We start from the raw sequence: 17,873 nt of genomic DNA on the forward strand, positions 1-17,873 counted from the left end.
AGGCGGTTTTACGCCGCTTTTAGACTCTGGGCTAATGAGCAAAATCAATAGAAAAGCGTAGGATATCGCGGGCTTGCCGCATTATTTCACCCGATCTTGTCCCTGACCGCAAGTTGTGCGGCAGCCAGCCGTGCAACCGGCACGCGGAACGGCGAACAGGACACATAGTCGAATCCTACTGCCCGGCAGAAGGCAATCGATTCGGGGTTGCCGCCGTGTTCGCCGCAAATTGATAGGGTCAGGTCCGGATTTGCCGCGCGCGCGCGCTCGGCCCCAATGCTTAGCAGTTCGGCCACGCCGTCCAGATCGAGGGTGTGAAACGGGTCTTCGGGATAGACGCCGAGCTGGACGTATTCCGACATAAATCGACCGGCGTCGTCGCGGCTGAGGCCGTAGGTCATCTGCGTCAGATCGTTCGTACCGAAGCTGAGGAACGACACCTGCGGCGCAATATCGCCAGCGCGCAGCGCGGCGCGCGGCGTCTCGACCATGACGCCAAGGCGATAATCGAACTTTTGCCCCGTTTCGCGGCGCACGGCAGCAGCAACGCTGTCGACGCTGGATTTGACCAATTCGACTTCGCGGCTGGCCGACACCAGCGGGATCATGATCTCGGGGACAATCTCGACACCCTCGCCGGCGACCTTGATCGTCGCCTCAAAGATAGCGCGCACCTGCATCTCGTAGATTTCCGGCAACGTAATGCCCAGCCGGACACCGCGCATCCCAAGCATTGGGTTATATTCGCCCAAGGCCTCGACCCTGCTCGTGACTTGAGACAACGGCAAATCCAGCGCCTCGGCCAACTCGCGGTGGCCTGCGCGGTCGCTTGGCAGGAACTCGTGCAGTGGCGGGTCCAGCAGGCGGATGCAGACGGGCTGCCCCTGCATGATACGGAACAGATCAGCAAAATCATCGCGTTGCATCGGCAACAGCCGCTCTAGCGCGGCGGCGCGGTCTGGGCTGGTACCGGCAAAGATCATCTCGCGCATGACGCGCAGGCGTGCCTCCTCAAAGAACATATGCTCGGTCCGGCACAGACCGATGCCCTGCGCGGAAAAATTTCGCGCCATCTTTGCGTCCATCGGCGTGTCAGCATTGGCGCGCACAGCGATGTCGCGCACATCATCGGCCCATTCCATCAGCACCGCAAAGCTGTCGTCATGCCCTGCGTCCAGCAGCGGCGCCTGACCAAACAATACTTCGCCATTGGTGCCGTCAATGGTGATCTGGTCGCCCTCGCGCAGGATGCGGCCATCGGGCGCGGTCAGCTTGCGATTGACCGTCTGAAACCGGATTGAGGACGCTCCAACGACACAAGGCAGCCCGATACCGCGACCGATGACAGCGGCGTGGCTGGTCATTCCACCACGCTCGGTCAGGACGGCGACGGCGGCGTGCATGCCGCGAATATCCTCGGACGTCGTCTCGCGCCGGACCAGCACCGTCGCCTCGCCGCGGGCGGCGGCGGCCTGCGATGCCTCGGCGGTAAATACAATCTTGCCGGTCGCCGCGCCGGGGCTGGCGGCGATCCCGCGCGCCAGCACGTCGCGCTTGGCCTCGGGATCGACCTGCCGGTGCAGCAGCTCGTTCAGGGCGCGCGGCTCGATCCGCATTAGCGCTTCTTCACGAGTGATGATGCCCTCCTCGGCCAATGCCACGGCGATGCTGACGGCGGCGCGGGCGTTCCGCGCCACGCGCACGCCGTCCAGCAGGTGCAGCTTGCCATTTTCAATGGTAAATTCGGCCTGCATTTCCTCGCGGAGTTTCTCGCGCATTAGCGACAGGTGCGATTTCAGCTGGCCAAACGCCTCAGGCGCCAGTTCCTCCAGCGACGGACCACGCGGATCGCGCTCTAGGTAAAGTGTTCCGGTGCCCCCGCTTAGGGCATCGCGGCCTTGGCTTTGGCTGAGGTAGCGGCCCGTGATTTGGCGCGCGCCTGACTTGCTGTTGACCAGTTGCATAACGCCGCTGCCACATTCGCCGCGCCCCAGCCCGATGGCCATTTCCTGCACCACAAGGCCCAGGCCCGCATCAATCGGCGCGCCCTTGGCCTGCCGCAGGATGCGGGCGGTCGTGCCGTCCCACGCGCGCGCCATACTGCGCAGCACCTCGGCCAGTTGCACGGCGGGGTCTTGGGGAAAGGCCTCTTCTGTCTCTTCCTCATAGACACGTAAGGCAAAGGCCAGCGCGTCGCCCGGTGCATCCGGCATTTCGTCCAGCATGTCCGGGTCCAGCCGCGCGACCTCAATCGCGTAGTTTTCGACGAACCGCAGGTAGAGGCGTGTCGCCGCATCAGGGCCGATGCGGTCTGCCAGCACATCGCGCATGGCGTCCGACATACCGATGTTCAGCACCGCGCGCGGCCCGCCCCAATCGCTATCCTCCGACGAGGGGCGCACGCATAACAGCGCCTCACTATCCAACTGCGCGAGCAGCGCGTGCATATCGGGCATGTCGCCTACCGCAATGGCGTGGACGGTATCGAATGACAGCGCAACCGTCGGCGGCACAGGCAGATCGAGCCGCGCGAGGCGTTGCAGACATTTCGCCCGCCCGCCATGCGTATTGACGTGAATCGGCGCATCTGGCGCAATCAATGTGACGTCTGGATGAATTTGCTGCACTGCGGCACCTTTTCTTTGTCGGTGCAGCATAGGCCCGATGGCCCACATGGCAAGGGAAAGTCCGGATAGGCGCAAGGAGCGCGCGCCGGGCAGCCGCTGGGCCGTAGGATGGCGCTGCTACGGCCCTGCAAGGCGCTTCATTCTGGCTGGCCCGCTCTTTGTGGAAGGCGGCATGCCTACCCCTCGATCCGTGTCAGATCGGCTGCTGCCAGCCCGATCTTACGGATCTGGCCCAGCATATTCAGCCGGTTGCGCCGCACGATCTGGTTCTCGGAATTCACCTGAACCGCGTCAAAGAACGCATCTATAGGCGCCCGCAGACCTGCCAGCGCTGTCATGACGGCGGCGAAATCCTCAGACTTGACAGCTGCGGCCACCTTTGGCTCAGCGTTCGTCAGCGCGGCGAACAATGCACGCTCCTCATCCGTTTCGGCGAATTTGACGTCGGCACCGTAGGAGTATTCGACACCGTCGTTATCCTCGGCTTGACTGAGGATGTTGTTGGCCCGCTTGAAGCCTTGCAACAGGTTGCCGCCATCCTCGGTTTTCAGGAAATCGCTGAGTGCGGTGGCGCGCTTGACCAAGAGGGCGAGGTCGTCATTGCCGGGCATTTCGATGCAGGCGTCGATGACGTCGTGGCGGATGCCTTGGTCGCGGAGATAGACTTTGAGGCGGTCGTGGAAGAAGGAGAGGAGGTCAGCGCCAACTTCCGCGCATCGCAGTCCGATATCGCGTTCATAAGTAGCGATAGTCAATCGCTCTTGAATATCCATCGGGCTATCTTCCATCGTCTCATTGAGACGCTTTTGCGCTGCCTTGCTTGCCGTCAGCGCTTTCTGACAAGCACTGTCGTTGGCTCCTAACCACAACCCGGCCAGTTGTTTTAAGTGGATAGAGACTTCGTTCTCCAGCACCAACCGAATAAGCCCCAGCGCCGCCCGGCGTAGCGCGAACGGATCCTTGCTTCCGGTCGGCTTCTCATCAATCGCCCAGAACCCCGTCAGGATATCCAGCTTGTCCGCCAGTGCCACAGCCACAGATATCGGCGCAGTCGGCACATCATCGGACGGCCCCAGCGGGGAGTAATGCTCCTGCGCCGCCGCTGCGACTTCGGACGGGAACCCAGCGGCGTCCGCATAATACCGCCCCATCAGGCCCTGCAATTCGGGGAATTCATAGACCATTTCCGACGGCAGGTCGGACTTGGCCCAGCGGGCGGCTTGCTCGGCCAGATTGGCGTCGCAGCCAACGACCGGCGCGATCTCGCGCGCCAGTGCGGCGATGCGGTTTACCCGGTCGGCTTGTGAGCCCAGCTTGTTGTGGAACGTGACGTTCTCAAGCGCTTTCTGCCATTCCTGCCCGCCAGCCTTGGCGATGCGCAGGTCATTCTCCCAGAAAAACTTGGCGTCAGACAAACGCGCGAACAGCACCTTTTGGTTGCCGGCCAGAATGGTCACGCCCTGATCGGCCGTCTCGCGGTTGGCGACGGTGATAAAGCGTTCGATCCGGCCAGTCTTGGAACTGCGGACCGAGAAGAACTTTTGATGCTCGCGCATTGAGGTTTGTAGCACCTCGGGCGGCAGGCCCAAAAACGCGTCGTCAATGGTGCCCATCAAGACGACCGGCCATTCGACCAGCCCCGCCACCTCGGCCAAGAGGCTCGCGTCCTCGGCCACTTCCAGCCCGGCGGCAAACGCCTGATTGGTCGCGTCTTGCCAGATCGCCTCGGACCGCTCGCGCGCGTCGAGAACGACGTGGCGTTTCTTTAGCTTGGCGGTGTAGTCGTCAAAGCCTGTGACAGAAAACCGCCCCGGTGCCATAAATCGGTGGCCCTCGGTGGTGTTGCCAGCCACGATCCCGTCCACGTCCAGATCTACGACACGCGCCTCGCCCGCTTCATCCGTCAGGATGCAGAGGATCGAATGCAACGGCCGCACCCAGCGCAGCGTGCCATTGCCCCAGCGCATGGATTTCGGCCAGGGGAAGCCGCGAATGACGCCTTCCAGCACCTCGGCGATGATAGCATCTGCGTCGCGTCCCGGCTTGGTGATGGTGGCATAGTAGACCTGCCCTTTTTTCTCGTCCCGGACCTCCAGATCGTCGCGGCTAACACCCGCGCCGCGCAGGAACCCCTCTATCGCCTTGTCGGGCGCGTCGGTTCGCGGGCCCTTGCGCTCTTCGCGGGTCGTGGGCGAGGATGCGGTCAGCCCCTCCAGCGCCAGCGTCAGGCGGCGCGGGGTCGAGAAGGCGGCGGCGCCCGCGTAGGTCAGGCCGGCCTCGACAAGGCCATCCGTCACGCGCGATTTCAGGTCGTCCGCCGCGCGGGTCTGCATCCGGGCTGGGATTTCCTCAGAGAAAAGTTCGATCAGAAGATCGGGCATGGGTCAGTATCCTTCGGGCGGTGCGGGGCAATCGGCGGGGGCGGGATTTCCGTCAAAGACGATTTCGCCGCAGCGGTTGATCTGGTCCCACGCCCAGCCGCGACCGTCCTCGTGAATAGCAACCATGCGGTCGATGCCGTATTCGATATTTGCAGTCCCGAGGAACGCCAGCGCGCTGCCGTCCTCCATCGCGGCGCCGATATCCTTGGCGTCGAAGCAGTTGAACCAGCCGGGCGCGGTCAGCGGCACAGCCTCATCGTCCAGCACATAAGTCTCGGTCAGCATGGCCTGGCTGCTGGTGGTGTGAAAGCAGGCGCGATAGCGAATGGGCGAGCTATTGGCATCAATGGCGCGGAATTCATCGTACAAGATAGGCTCCGGCGCGCCGGTGATCAGCGACGTAATCTGTACGTCCGTCTTGCCATTCGGCGTGACCTCATCATAGTAGGCATAGACCTGCTGATAATACATCAAGGCGCCGCCACCGATGGCGCAGGTAAGCAATAGCACTGTCAGAAACTTTCCCATTATGCCGCCCGCCCCCCAGCGGTGGTTTGAACAAACGCATCAGCGCATTGCTTGGCCAGCGCGCGGACGCGGCCGATATAGGCCTGCCGCTCGGTCACGGAGATGACGCCGCGTGCGTCCAGCAAGTTAAAGATGTGGCTGGCCTTTATGCATTGGTCATAGGCCGGGTGGGCCATGACGATGCGCTTGCCAGTTTTCGGATCATCCTCAGGCGCATCCAGAATGGCGCGGCATTCGGCCTCAGCCTCCTCAAAGTGGCGCAAGAGGATGTCGGTATTGGCGATGTCGAAATTCCAGCGCGAATACTCCTCCTCGGTTTGGCGAAATACATCGCCATAGCTAAGCGGGATGGTCGCATCGGGATCGTTGTAAGACATGTCCATGACGTGATCGACGCCAAGGACATACATCGCCAAACGCTCCAGCCCGTAGGTCAATTCGCCCGATACGGGTGTGCAATCGTGGCCGCCGACCTGCTGGAAATATGTGAACTGGCTGACTTCCATACCGTCGCACCAGACCTCCCATCCCAGACCCCAAGCGCCAAGCGTCGGCGATTCCCAATCATCCTCGACAAAGCGGATGTCATGCAGTTGCATGTCGATGCCGATCGCCTCAAGCGATCCCAGATAGAGCGCCTGAAGATCGGGCGGGCTGGGTTTGATCAGCACCTGATACTGGTAATAATGCTGCAAGCGGTTGGGGTTTTCGCCATAGCGCCCGTCAGTCGGGCGGCGTGAGGGCTGCACATAGGCCGCGGCCCACGGGCGCGCCCCAAGGCTGCGTAGGGTGGTGGCGGGATGGAACGTGCCGGCCCCGACCTCCATATCGTAGGGCTGCATGATGGCGCAGCCTTTCATGGCCCAATAGCTCTGCAATCTCAGGATAATCTCCTGAAAGCTGCGCGGTTTCCCTGTCGTCGCGGTCATGCTGGGCCCCTCATCGATATCAAGGGCGGGTGCCCCAGAAATCACGCCTTCTACCTACGGCGGGGCGGTCATAGCGTCAATCAGGCCAGCAGGGGTATTTTGCGGCAAAGCGGTCTCTGCCATCAAAGGCGGTGTTGCGGCATATTTTAGATGCATATCAGCAGTTTTTTGTTAGAACGCCCTGAACGCGGCGGAATTTACGACTATTGCAAAGGTGACGGATAGAATGACACGGACATTTCTGGCGGCGACCTTCGCCTTGTTGGTCGGCGTCGCCATCGCCTTTGCACAGCAATCCACCGCGCAGGCGCCCACCGGGGCACAGGATCTGGTCTGGGTCCAGATTGAGGCGCAGCCAAACCTTGCCGCCATCAACGAGGCGCTGCGCAGACGCAGCGGGCAATTGCAGGACGTAAACGGCTTTGATCTGGGCGGGTCAGGTTGGTATGTCGTGGCGCTGGGGCCTTATACTGCTGAAAATGCGGATGAAATCCTGCGGCAGTTGCGCCGCGACGGACGCATACCGAACGACAGCTATATTGCCGCCAGCAGCGAATATGCCCGCCAGATATGGCCCGTTGGTGCGAATCTGCTGGCCAGCGGCGCGGCCGTGCCAGCAACGGGCGGCGCGGCGGCGCTGGCCTTGGACGAGACGGCAGAGCCGGTGCAAGAGCCAGAAGTCGCAGCCATAACCCCTGAGCCGGTACCCGAACCTGAGCCAGCGCCCGAAGCCGCGGACGAGACCCCACGCGAGGCTCGCACCAGCGAGCGTTTACTGACCGCAGACGAGCGGGCGCAATTGCAGATCGCGCTGGCATGGGCCGGGCATTATGATGGCCGCATCGACGCTGCATTTGGCGCCGGTACGCGCAATTCGATGGCCAGCTGGCAACGCGCGAATGGTCGCGAGCCGACGGGAATTCTGACGACGATGCAGCGCGCCGATCTGCTAGCGCAATACAATGCTGTATTGGACGGCATGGGCATGAAACTCGTCTCCGAGCCGAAAATGGGTATCGAAATGCAGGTCCCGCTGGGCGTCATGAAATTCGCGCGGTACGAGCCGCCCTTCGCGCATTTTGACAGCATCGGCGACATCCCGGCGCGCGTTCTGATGATCAGCCAGGAGGGCACGCAAGACACGCTCTTTGGTCTTTACGACATTATGCAGACGCTGGAAATCGTGCCAAAGGACGGCCCGCGCGAGCGTGGCAATGACAGCTTTACCCTCACTGGTCAGAATGCGCGCATGATCTCGCACACTGAGGCGCGCCTGGAGAATGACAAAATCAAGGGGTTTACGCTGATCTGGCCGACTGGCGACGAGGAGCGGCGCACGCGTATCTTGGGTGTGATGCAGGATAGCTTTGCCCGCACGGATGGCGTCTTGGACCCTGCTGCCGGCGCCAATGACGCCCAAAGCATCGATCTCGTGTCGGGGCTTGCGATCCGTAAACCGCTGTTTTCGCGGTCGGGTTTTTATGTCGATGGGCGCGGGACAGTCGTGACCACATCGGAAATTGTCGGGGCCTGCGGACGCATAACGATCGAGGATGATCGCGATGCAGATATCACCGCCTCAGACGCGGCCCTCGGCGTGGCCGTGCTGCGTCCGAAGGCCGCGATGGCCCCTATCGGAGTGGCCGCGCTGGCCGGTACCGCGCCCCGCCTGCAATCAGAGGTGACTGTCGCGGGCTATTCCTATGGCGGCGTGCTGGGCGCGCCGTCGCTGATCTTTGGCAAGGTGTCGGATGTTCGCGGGCTGGACGGGCAGGAAAACGTCGCGCGCCTGGCGCTAAGCGCGCTGGAGGGCGACGTTGGCGGCCCGGTGATGGATGCGAGCGGCGCCGTACTGGGAATGCTGCTGCCGCGTATGCAGGGCGGGCGCGTTTTGCCCGGTGACGTCGCGTTTGCCGCCGATGCCGCGGCGCTGTCACGCGTGCTGATTGAGGCAGGCGCAACACCTGTCACCGCAGCGTCCGGTGCCGCGCTTGCCCCGGCGCAGATGGCCGAGCGCGCGAACGGCATGACAGTCCTCGTCAGCTGCTGGGAGTGATCGAAAAGCGCCCGCTACAACGGGCATCGGTGTGGTGTGACCTAGGGGACTGAGACGTAGACCGGGCGGCTTTGGCCTGATTCGCGAATGCCTTGCAGACCAAGCCGCCCTTGCCCCCACCTGCACTGCGCCATACCTTCCCCCCAACATTTTCACGATAGGAGCCAGCCATGACCCAACGCCTTCACCTCGTTTTTGGCGGCGAGCTAATCGATCCGGCAAAGAACGTGTTCAAAGACCCGAGCGATTTGCACATCGTCGGCATATTCCCCGACTACAAAAGCGCCCATAACGCCTGGAAGGGCGAGGCGCAGCGGACAGTCGACAATGCGCATATGCGCTACTTCATCGCGCATCTGCACCGCCTGCGCGATGAGGAAACAGCCGCCTCGCCGACCGAAGAGCTGGGCTGAGGCCGCCTGCCGTGACGCGCTCTCTCAGCCTTGCGGCCTATATGGCACTGGCCCGGCGCGGCACGCCTGAGGATAGCTTTGTACCTACAGCGGCGCGGCCAGAGGGCGCGGTGATCTGGGGCCACGCGACGAGCCTTGAGCACGCCGATGCGCTGATTCAGATGGCTCAGCGGCTGGCGGCGCAGCGCGGCGGCGCGCCCGGTGTCACGGGCGGCGGGCTGCACCTGCTGCTGACCACAGGCGAGGGCATAAGGTGGCCCGTTCGCGCGCGCGCAATGACGTATCACCAGCCACTGGGCGCCGACAGCCCGTCGAACGCGGGCGCATTTCTGGCACATTGGCGGCCTGATATCTGCCTGTGGACGGGCGGCGGACTACGGCCGGCGCTGGTCACTTCGGCTGATGCGGCGGGCATTCCGATGATCCTGGTTGATGCAGAGGTGTCGCTGCTGGAGCGGCCCGGTTGGCACTGGCTGCCGGATGTGACGCCGGCGCTGCTGGGGCGGTTCCGCACAGTCATGGCGCGCTCTGAAAAAGCGGCGCAATATCTGCGGCGGCTGGGTGTCGAGGACGCAAAGATCACCGTCGCTGGCCTCTTTCAGGAGGGTGCGATTGCGCTGCCCTATGACGAGGGTCTGCGCGACGAGATGGCCACGTCCCTACGGGGGCGGCCCATCTGGCTGGCCGCGATGGTCCGCCACTCCGAGCTAGCTACGATCCTTGGTGCGCACCGGCAGGCCAGCCGCTTGGCGCATCGGCTGTTCCTGATCCTCGTGCCCGCCGATCTGTCAGAGACGGAGGCATTCCGCACGACTCTCAGGCAAGGCAACTGGCGCCATGCCGTCTGGTCGCATGGCGGGATGCCGGGGGAGGCGACGCAGGTATTGCTGGCCGACACGCGCGGCGAGATGGGCCTGTGGTACCGGCTTGCAACCATTGCGATGATGGGCAGTTCGCTGCTTCCTGGTATGGGCGGCAGTGATCCGAATGAGCCGGCGGCGCATGGGGCGGCCATCGTTTACGGCCCCAATGTCGCGCGATATATGCCCAGCTACAGGCGCTATGCCAGCGCAGGCGGCGCACGAATTGTGCGCGATGCCAGCACCTTGTCTGCGGCGCTGTCGCACCTGATCGCCGCCGATCAGAGTGCCGCCATGGCCCACGCCGCGTGGGAGGTTGCCACCGCCAGTGCAGAGTTGATGGACAAGATACTCGCACTGCTCCACGACATGCTCGACGATCTGGAATGGGCCTGATGCGCGCGCCCGCCTTCTGGTTGCGCCCTGCCTCTGCGCCGGGGCTGCGCGCGCGGCTGCTATCGCCTTTGGGCGCCCTCTATGCGCGGACGACTGCGCGCAGGCTGGCACAGGGCACGCCGACGCGTGCGCCGGTGCCGGTGATTTGCGTGGGCAACCTGAACGCAGGCGGCACGGGCAAGACGCCGACGGTGATTGCGCTGGTCCAGCATTTGATCGCACGAAACCGCGCCGTGCATGTCGTCAGCCGCGGCCATGGCGGGAAGCAGGCCGGACCTCTGCAGGTCGATCCCGCCCTCCATGATGCCGCCGATGTGGGGGACGAGCCGCTGCTCATTTCCGCCTTTGCCCCCACGTGGGTCGCCCTCGACCGCGCCGCTGGCGCACTCGCCGCCGCGCGGGCCGGTGCAGAGGTGATCGTACTGGATGATGGGTTTCAAAACCCATCGCTGCACAAGGATCTGTCCATCATTGTGGTTGATGCCGTGGCTGGCTTCGGCAATGGCCGCTGCCTGCCTGCCGGACCGCTGCGTGAGCCTGTTGACGTCGGCCTCGCCCGCGCCGACCTGCTATTATCCATCGGCAGCACGTCTGCACAGACTAAGTTTAAGGCAGCTTGGGGCGATGCGATACGATTGCCGCACCTCAAGGGCGTGCTGGCGCCTCTGGCCACTGGCATGGACTGGAACGGCACGCGCTGTTTTGCCTTTGCCGGGATAGGCCACCCCGAGAAGTTCTTTGCCACCCTGCGCGGAATGGGTGCTGTGCTGGCGGGGTTCGAGGCGCTGGATGATCACCAACCCTTTACGCCCGCACTACTGGCCCGGCTAGAGGCAGAGGCGCAAAAATTGGGCGCGCAACTGGTGACGACCGAAAAGGACGCCGTGCGGCTGCCGGCAGAATTTCGCGCTAAGGTGCTGACGCTGCCTGTGCGGCTAGAGCTTGGGGACTGGGCTGAACTGGATGCGCGATTGGAAGCGCTAGGCGTTTAGCCCGGCGCTCCAACATCAGTCCGTCCTGCCCAATTTTGGCGAGGCATTATCCAGCGACAAATCTGCATCCGAAAACCGGATAGGCGTCCGCACACCCGGCACGCCATCCGGCGCGATCTGCATGCCGCGCGCAATAACCTGCGGATCGGCATAAACCTCATCCAGCGTGTTGATTTGCCCGGCAGGCACGCCTGCGCCCTCGCACGCAGCCAGCAGCGCTTCCTTTGAGAAGGTTACAGTCCGCGCCGTCAAGAGCGCGCTTAGCTGATCGCGCAGCGCCACGCGGTCGGCGTTGGTCGCATATTCAGGCGCGGTTGCCAGTTCAGGCACGCCCAACGCGCCGCACAGACGCTGGTATTGCGTGTCGTTGCCGACGGCGATTATGATGTAGCCATCCGAGCAATCGAACACCTGATAGGGCGCGAGGTTGGGGTGGAAGTTCCCGATCCGGCCCGGCGCCTCGCCGGTTGACAGGTAGTTCATCGACTGGTTGGCCGTCACCGCCACGGCCACGTCCAAGAGGGCCATGTCGATCTGCTGGCCCTTGCCTGTTGAACTGCGCTGGTGAAGCGCGGCGAGGATCGCGGTGGTCGCATAAACGCCGGTAAAAATATCGGTGATCGCCACGCCTACGCGCTGGGGCTGACCCTCGGGCGCGCCGGTGATCGACATCAGGCCAGACATGCCCTGAATGATATAGTCATAGCCCGCACGGTGCGCATATGGGCCATCCTGCCCGAACCCGGTGATCGAGCAATAAATCAGCTGCGGGAAATCCTGCGACAGGCTGGCGTAGTCCAGCCCGTATTTCGCCAGCCCGCCGACCTTGAAATTCTCGATCACAATGTCGGCGCCGGACAGCAGATCGCGCACCTGCGCCTGCCCTTCGGGGGTGCGAAAATCAATGGCAACGCTGGATTTGCCCCGGTTGCAGCCGTGGAAATAGGCGGCGCTGCGATCCCCATCGCGCTCAATGAACGGTGGGCCCCAGCGGCGGGTATCGTCGCCTTCGGGGCTTTCGACCTTGATGACTTCAGCGCCCAGATCGGCCAGCGTCTGGCCGGCCCAAGGGCCAGCCAGAATGCGCGCCAACTCGACGACCTTGAGGCCTGCGAGGGGCGCCGCGCTCATTCGGCCAGCTTTTCGTCGATGATGGTCTTAAGCTCGGAATAGGCCATGTTGCTATATTGCTTGCCGTTGATCATCAGCGTCGGCGTAGAATTGATGTCGTCGGCATCCTTGTTCTGATTGAACCATGCCAGCAGCGTCTCGGCCTTTTCAGAATCCTCAAGGCAGGCGTTGATCTGATCCTCTTCCAGCCCGGCAACCTTGCCGATACGGCGCAGATTGTTCGAGATGGTCACGGCATCGTCAGCCGCCAGCCATTCCTTTTGCTGCGAATAGAGCATGTCGGAAATGCCGAAAAACCGCACAGGCCCGCCGCAACGCGCAACCATCGACGCCCATAGGCCAACCCGGTCAAAATAGACGTCGCGGTAAATGAAGTGCACCTTTCCGGTGTCGATGTAGTCGCGCTTCAGCTCCTTGAACGTGGTCTGGTGGAACGTCGCACAATGCGGGCAGGTAAATGAGGCGTATTCGGTGATCGTCACCTTCGCATCCTCAGGGCCCATCGTCATTTCGGTGATCGAGGAGGTGTCGACATCGGCGTATTCGGACGTCGAAGCTGTCGCGGCGCCGGTGGTTTCCTGACCGCCTAGCTGCCACCAGACGGCGCCAAGTGCGACGGCCGCAGCGGCGGCACCGATCATTACTCTGCGGTTCATATATGTATTCCTTTTCGGATCAGCGTTTGGATCTGGTTAATACGTTTTGCGCGAGGGCTTCAAGCGCTTCGCGCAGGCCAGCATCGGCCACGGGCGCGGCAATGCGGCGCGCCTCGGCCACCGCTTCGGGGTTTGGCGCGGGCGGCGCGGGTTTGGGCGCGCGGTGCTGAAAGCTGGCCTGCCCGTCGGCAAAACCTGTCGGTGCGGTCTGTGTGATCGTGATGCGGGAAATGGCGTTATAGCCATAAATGCCATTCACCTTGGCACGCAGTTGCTCCTTTTGCATCTCCAGCATAGGGGCCTGCGCACCGGTGGTCAGCAAGGTCAGCGTCGCGCCCATGCCGCCGCGACCGTAGCCCACCTTGACGGGCCGTGCGATGGCTGCAACTTCCTCGCCCACTGTCTCGCTCCATTGGGTCAGCAAACGCGATTCGGCAAAGCCCCGGCTCTCGGATGCCTTGCGGATCCGGTCCTGAAGCAGAGTGCTGGAGCGTGCAAAGCCCTTGGTCGTGGGGCGGCGGGGTGGCATGGATTGACCTCCTGTCGGTGCGGGCCATTCTAAGGCATGGTGCTGGTCTTGCCAGCAGATAAGCCAAAGTGGACATAAAGAATGCGTGAGACGGTAAATGCCGCGGGTCTGCCCCAGCCAACGGCGGTTGATCTGCTGAAATGGTATGACCGCCATGCGCGCGATATGCCGTGGCGCGTTAGCCCGGCAGCACAGGGCGCAGGCGCGCGGCCTGATCCCTATCGTATCTGGCTGTCCGAGGTGATGCTGCAACAGACGACAGTCGCCGCCGTCACCGCCTACTTTCAGCGCTTTATCGCCCGGTGGCCCGCCGTAATAGATCTGGCTAGCGCCGAGGATGCGGATGTGATGGGCGAATGGGCCGGCCTTGGCTACTACGCCCGTGCGCGCAATCTGCTGAAATGCGCCCGCGTGGTGGTGGCCGAACATGACGGCCAGTTCCCGCGCGAGCATGCGGCGCTGCTGAAACTACCCGGCATTGGCCCCTATACAGCCGCCGCAATTTCGGCCATCGCGTTTGACGCACCCGAGGTAGTCGTCGATGGAAATGTAGAGCGCGTGATGGCGCGCCTGCATGACATCCACACCCCCCTGCCCAGCGCCAAGCCCCAGCTGATCGCAGCCGCGACCGCGCTGACGCCCCTGCAGCGCCCCGGTGATTATGCACAGGCAGTCATGGATCTGGGCGCGACCATCTGTACCCCGCGCAACCCCGCATGCGGGATCTGTCCATGGCGCGAGCCGTGCGTGGCGCGGATGGCCGGGACAGCGGCGGAACTGCCGAAAAAGACCCCGAAAAAGGCCAAGCCGATCCGCTTGGGTATCGCATATGTCGTGCAGCGCAGTGACGGCGCGATCTTGTTGGAGCGGCGCGAGGACCGCGGCCTTTTGGGCGGTATGCTGGGCTGGCCCGGCAGTGACTGGGCCGAGGAGGCGCCAGCGCCTGCGCCCCCGCTGGAGGCCGATTGGCAGGGCCTCAGTGAGGAGGCGCGTCATACCTTCACGCATTTTCACCTGCGCCTTGGGATCGAGATTGCCCAGGTCGGCATGGACGCGGCCCCGTCGCGCGGCCAGTTCACGCCGCTAAGCGAATTTCAGCCGGGGCACCTGCCGACAGTCATGCGCAAGGTGTTCGATCTGTCGCGTGGCGTTTTGCGTGGAATGGGCTAGATTGCGCCCGAAACATCGCCGGAGCTGCCTCATGTCCACCGCCGCCAAGATCCGCCGCGCCTTGCCGTTCTGGATGTCGCTGCTGCTGGTCCCGATCGCTATACTGGGCGCGCTGCATGGCGGCTGGACGGTGGTGCTGTTGCCGATCTTTACGTGGTATTTCTTCTCCCTGCTGGATGCGTTCCTTGGCCTGAACCTCGATAATCTGGACCCCGATGGCGCGGGCGACATGACGTGGTATCGCAGCATCACGCTGGTCTGGGCGCCAATACAATTCGCGCTGCTTTTCTGGATGATCTGGTACGTGCCACAGGCCGCGCATCTGGGCGCGGCGGAAAAGATCATGCTGTTCTTTGGTGTGGGCGTCATCACTGGCACTATCGGCATAAATTACGCGCATGAGCTGATGCACCAAAAGCCCAAGGTTGAGCGCTGGATGGGCGATTTGCTGCTGGCGATGGTGCTGTATTCGCATTTCCGGTCCGAGCATTTGCAAGTGCATCACCGCCACGTCGCCACCCCGCGCGACACGGTCACGGCGCGCTATAACGAGGGGTTTCACCGCTTCTTTTTTCGCGTGCTACCGATGTCGCTAAAGTCTGCCTTTCGCGCCGAGGCCGCACAGCAGGCGCGCCGGGGCCATGCGTGGACGCATCTAAGTAATCCCTTTTTTCGCTACTGGGCGCTACAGGCCGCAATGCTGGCGTTGGCGCTGATCCTTGGCGGCTGGTTGGGCCTCGCGCTGTTTTTGTGGCAGGCATTGGTCGCCGTCTGGCAGCTGGAGCTGACCAACTACGTGGAGCATTACGGCCTGACGCGCGAGCATTTGGGCGATGGCAAATACGAGCATGTCAGACCGCGCCACAGCTGGAACGCGGCGCACAAGGCAACCAACTGGCTACTGATCAATCTGCAACGCCATTCGGACCATCACCACAAACCTGACCGCCGGTTTCCCTTGCTGCAAAACTACACCGAAGGCGACGCGCCACAACTGCCCTACGGCTATCCGATCATGACGATAGCTGCGATGGTCCCGCCCCTCTGGCGGCGCGTTATGAACCCGCGTGTGCGCGCGTGGCGCAAGGCGCATTACCCCCAGATCACCGACTGGCAGCCCTATAACAAGGCGCGCAATCCGCCGCCCGCTTGAAGGCTAATGAACAGCGGGCTAGCGTGGCTGAAAATCCTAGCCGGGACCGCCCCTCATGCCAAAAACATCGCAGCTATTCCCGACCCTCTTTTCGCCGCTGAAAATCGGCGGTGTAACGATACAAAACCGCATCCTGTCGACCGGGCATGACACCTCGATGGCGCATGATGGCCATGTGACCGATGCGATGATCGCCTACCACGAGGCGCGTGCGCGCGGCGGTGCGGGCCTGATCGTCAGCCAAGTCGTCGGCGTGCACGAGACGGCGCGCTACACCTCGCATGTTTTGATGGGGACGGACGATAGCTGCTTGCCGGGTCTCAAACGGCTGGCAAGTACCGTCCACGCCCACGGCACCCGCATATTCGCCCAGCTGTTCCATCCGGGCCGCGAGATTATGGAGGTTGCGGACGGCACGGCGCCCGTCGCCTACTCCGCGTCGGCCACCCCCTCCGGCAGGTTCCATGTGATCCCCCGCGCGATGCCCGTTCGCATGATCCACGAAGTTGTCGCGGGCTACGCCGCCGCTGCTGCCCGTATGCAAACGGCAGGGCTAGACGGGGTCGAGATTGTCGCCAGCCATGGCTACTTGCCCGCGCAATTCCTCAGCCCGCAAGTGAACATGCGTGAGGATGATTATGGCGGCAGCGCCGAGAACCGAATGCGGTTCTTGCGCGAGATTTTGGAGGCGGTGCGCGCAGCAACCGGCGATGGCTTTGTCATCGGCCTGCGTATTTCGGGCGATGAGCATACCGAAGGCGGTATGGATGAGGCTGGCAGTCTTGCGGTGATACGCGCACTGGCGCCCAAGCTGGACTACGTGAGCGTTATTGCAGGCACATCCGCCACTTTGAGCGGCGCGATCCATATCGTGCCGCCAATGTTTGAGCAGACCGCATATCTGGCGCCCTTTGCCCATGTAGTGAAGCGCGCGGTCGATATCCCCGTCATGGTCGCAGGCCGCATCAATCAACCGCAGGAGGCCGAAGGCATCGTTGCCTCGGGCCAGGCCGACATGTGCGGTATGACGCGCGCGCTGATCTGCGACCCGATGATGCCGGGCAAGGCAAAGGCGGACAAACCCGACGATATCCGCGCCTGCATCGGCTGCAATCAGGCCTGCATCGGGCATTTCCACAAAGGTGTGCCGATTTCCTGCATCCAGTTCCCCGAATCGGGGCGAGAGCTGCGTTATAGCGCGCTGCGTATGGCAAAGACGCCTAAGTCAGTCATGGTTATCGGTGGTGGCCCGGCGGGCATGAAGGCGGCCGCAACCGCCGCCGCAATGGGCCATCATGTTACCCTCCATGAGGCCGCAGCCCAGTTAGGCGGTCAGGCGCTGCTGGCACAGATGCTGCCGGGGCGCAGCGAATTTGGCGGCATTGTCACGAACCTTTCGGCCGAGATGCGGCGCGCGGGCGTGACAGTGCATCTCAATAGCGCAGTGACTGCGGAGGACGTGGCACAGGTCACCCCTGATGCCGTTATCGTCGCCACTGGCGGCACCGCGCGGATACCGCAAGAGATGGAGTTCAGTGAGGACGCGCATATCGTTACCGCTTGGGATGTGCTGCGCAGCCATGCGAATGTCGGCGGCTCTGTCACCATTGCCGACTGGCGCGCAGATTGGACCGGCCTTGGCGTCGCTGAACTGCTGGCAAGCGCCGGCCGGCGTGTGCGTCTGTGCGTCAATGGCACTCATGCGGGCGAAATGTTGCAAAGCTATGTGCGCGACACAATGGTGGGCCGCGTGCAGAAGCTGGGCGTCGAGATCATTCCTTACGCGCAGCTATATGGCGCCGACGGCGACACCGCTTATTTCATCAACGCCGCCAATGGCGAGGCGATGTTGGTCGAGCAGACCGACACGCTGGTGCTGGCGCAGGGGACCGAGGTGTCGGACGCGCTGCTGTTGGCGCTGGACGGCTATGATGGGCAGGTAATTGGTATAGGTGACTGCATGGCTCCCAGAACGGCAGAAGAGGCAGTGCTGGACGGGCTAAAGGCAGCTTGGGCCTTGTAACCCCAAGCGCGGGCATCACAAAAAGGCGC

Annotated in this window: 14 protein-coding genes; 7 read left to right on the plus strand and 7 right to left on the minus strand. The window is 62.9% G+C overall.

Annotated elements, in window-relative coordinates; genetic code table 11:
- Nucleotides 1–86: 86 nt before the first annotated feature.
- The 4 genes from MK6180000_RS16120 to MK6180000_RS16135 form a co-directional block, all read right to left on the minus strand.
- Nucleotides 87–2,657: a putative PEP-binding protein gene (locus MK6180000_RS16120; RefSeq protein WP_138935657.1), complete on the minus strand. Its 2,571-nt coding sequence runs from the start codon at nt 2,655–2,657 to the stop codon at nt 87–89.
- 146 nt (nt 2,658–2,803) lie between these two features.
- The gene (glyS, locus tag MK6180000_RS16125) at nt 2,804–5,008 is read right to left on the minus strand and encodes a glycine--tRNA ligase subunit beta (protein ID WP_138935658.1); all 2,205 of its coding nucleotides are present in this window, start codon (nt 5,006–5,008) and stop codon (nt 2,804–2,806) included.
- A 3-nt stretch (nt 5,009–5,011) separates the two neighbouring features.
- Nucleotides 5,012–5,536, minus strand: coding sequence for a DUF6446 family protein (locus tag MK6180000_RS16130; RefSeq protein WP_138935659.1), 525 nt, complete (start codon nt 5,534–5,536; stop codon nt 5,012–5,014).
- Complete coding sequence (locus MK6180000_RS16135) at nt 5,536–6,465, minus strand: glycine--tRNA ligase subunit alpha (protein ID WP_138935660.1); 930 nt, start codon at nt 6,463–6,465, stop codon at nt 5,536–5,538. The genes MK6180000_RS16130 and MK6180000_RS16135 overlap by 1 nt, the downstream gene beginning before the upstream one ends.
- Before the next feature lie 226 nt (nt 6,466–6,691).
- Between MK6180000_RS16135 and MK6180000_RS16140 the strand changes: the two genes are divergently transcribed.
- The 4 genes from MK6180000_RS16140 (at nt 6,692) to lpxK (ending at nt 11,182) form a co-directional block, all read left to right on the plus strand.
- A complete protein-coding gene (locus MK6180000_RS16140) occupies nt 6,692–8,521 on the plus strand; it encodes a trypsin-like peptidase domain-containing protein (RefSeq protein WP_138935661.1) in 1,830 nt (609 codons plus the stop codon).
- A 170-nt stretch (nt 8,522–8,691) separates the two neighbouring features.
- Complete coding sequence (locus MK6180000_RS16145) at nt 8,692–8,934, plus strand: DUF4170 domain-containing protein (RefSeq protein WP_138935662.1); 243 nt, start codon at nt 8,692–8,694, stop codon at nt 8,932–8,934.
- An 11-nt stretch (nt 8,935–8,945) separates the two neighbouring features.
- Nucleotides 8,946–10,190, plus strand: a complete 1,245-nt coding sequence (locus MK6180000_RS16150; RefSeq protein ID WP_138935663.1) for a 3-deoxy-D-manno-octulosonic acid transferase — start codon at nt 8,946–8,948, stop codon at nt 10,188–10,190.
- Nucleotides 10,190–11,182: a tetraacyldisaccharide 4'-kinase gene (lpxK, locus tag MK6180000_RS16155; protein ID WP_171054727.1), complete on the plus strand. Its 993-nt coding sequence runs from the start codon at nt 10,190–10,192 to the stop codon at nt 11,180–11,182. Before MK6180000_RS16150 ends, lpxK begins: the two co-directional genes overlap by 1 nt.
- A gap of 15 nt (nt 11,183–11,197) precedes the next feature.
- On the opposite strand, the gene MK6180000_RS16160 is transcribed toward lpxK, so the two are convergent.
- The 3 genes from MK6180000_RS16160 to MK6180000_RS16170 are packed head-to-tail and all read right to left on the minus strand — an operon-like array spanning nt 11,198 to nt 13,498.
- Entirely contained in the window at nt 11,198–12,313 is a 1,116-nt protein-coding gene (locus MK6180000_RS16160) for a CaiB/BaiF CoA transferase family protein (RefSeq protein WP_138935664.1), read from the minus strand.
- The gene (locus MK6180000_RS16165) at nt 12,310–12,969 is read right to left on the minus strand and encodes a DsbA family protein (protein ID WP_138935665.1); all 660 of its coding nucleotides are present in this window, start codon (nt 12,967–12,969) and stop codon (nt 12,310–12,312) included. Before MK6180000_RS16165 ends, MK6180000_RS16160 begins: the two co-directional genes overlap by 4 nt.
- Before the next feature lie 19 nt (nt 12,970–12,988).
- Complete coding sequence (locus MK6180000_RS16170; RefSeq protein ID WP_138935666.1) at nt 12,989–13,498, minus strand: DUF721 domain-containing protein; 510 nt, start codon at nt 13,496–13,498, stop codon at nt 12,989–12,991.
- Nucleotides 13,499–13,579: 81 nt separating this feature from the next.
- On the opposite strand from MK6180000_RS16170, the gene mutY reads away from it, so the two are divergent.
- The 3 genes from mutY to MK6180000_RS16185 are packed head-to-tail and all read left to right on the plus strand — an operon-like array spanning nt 13,580 to nt 17,844.
- Nucleotides 13,580–14,668, plus strand: coding sequence for an A/G-specific adenine glycosylase (mutY, locus tag MK6180000_RS16175; RefSeq protein ID WP_138935667.1), 1,089 nt, complete (start codon nt 13,580–13,582; stop codon nt 14,666–14,668).
- 31 nt (nt 14,669–14,699) lie between these two features.
- Nucleotides 14,700–15,821 (plus strand): alkane 1-monooxygenase, encoded by a 1,122-nt coding sequence (locus MK6180000_RS16180; protein ID WP_138935668.1) that lies wholly within the window; start codon nt 14,700–14,702, stop codon nt 15,819–15,821.
- Nucleotides 15,822–15,876: 55 nt separating this feature from the next.
- On the plus strand, nt 15,877–17,844 hold the full coding sequence (locus MK6180000_RS16185; protein WP_138935669.1) for an oxidoreductase: 1,968 nt from the start codon (nt 15,877–15,879) through the stop codon (nt 17,842–17,844).
- Nucleotides 17,845–17,873: the final 29 nt, after the last annotated feature.

Source organism: Roseovarius arcticus (assembly GCF_006125015.1).
GTDB classification, from domain to species: Bacteria; Pseudomonadota; Alphaproteobacteria; order Rhodobacterales; family Rhodobacteraceae; genus Roseovarius; species Roseovarius arcticus.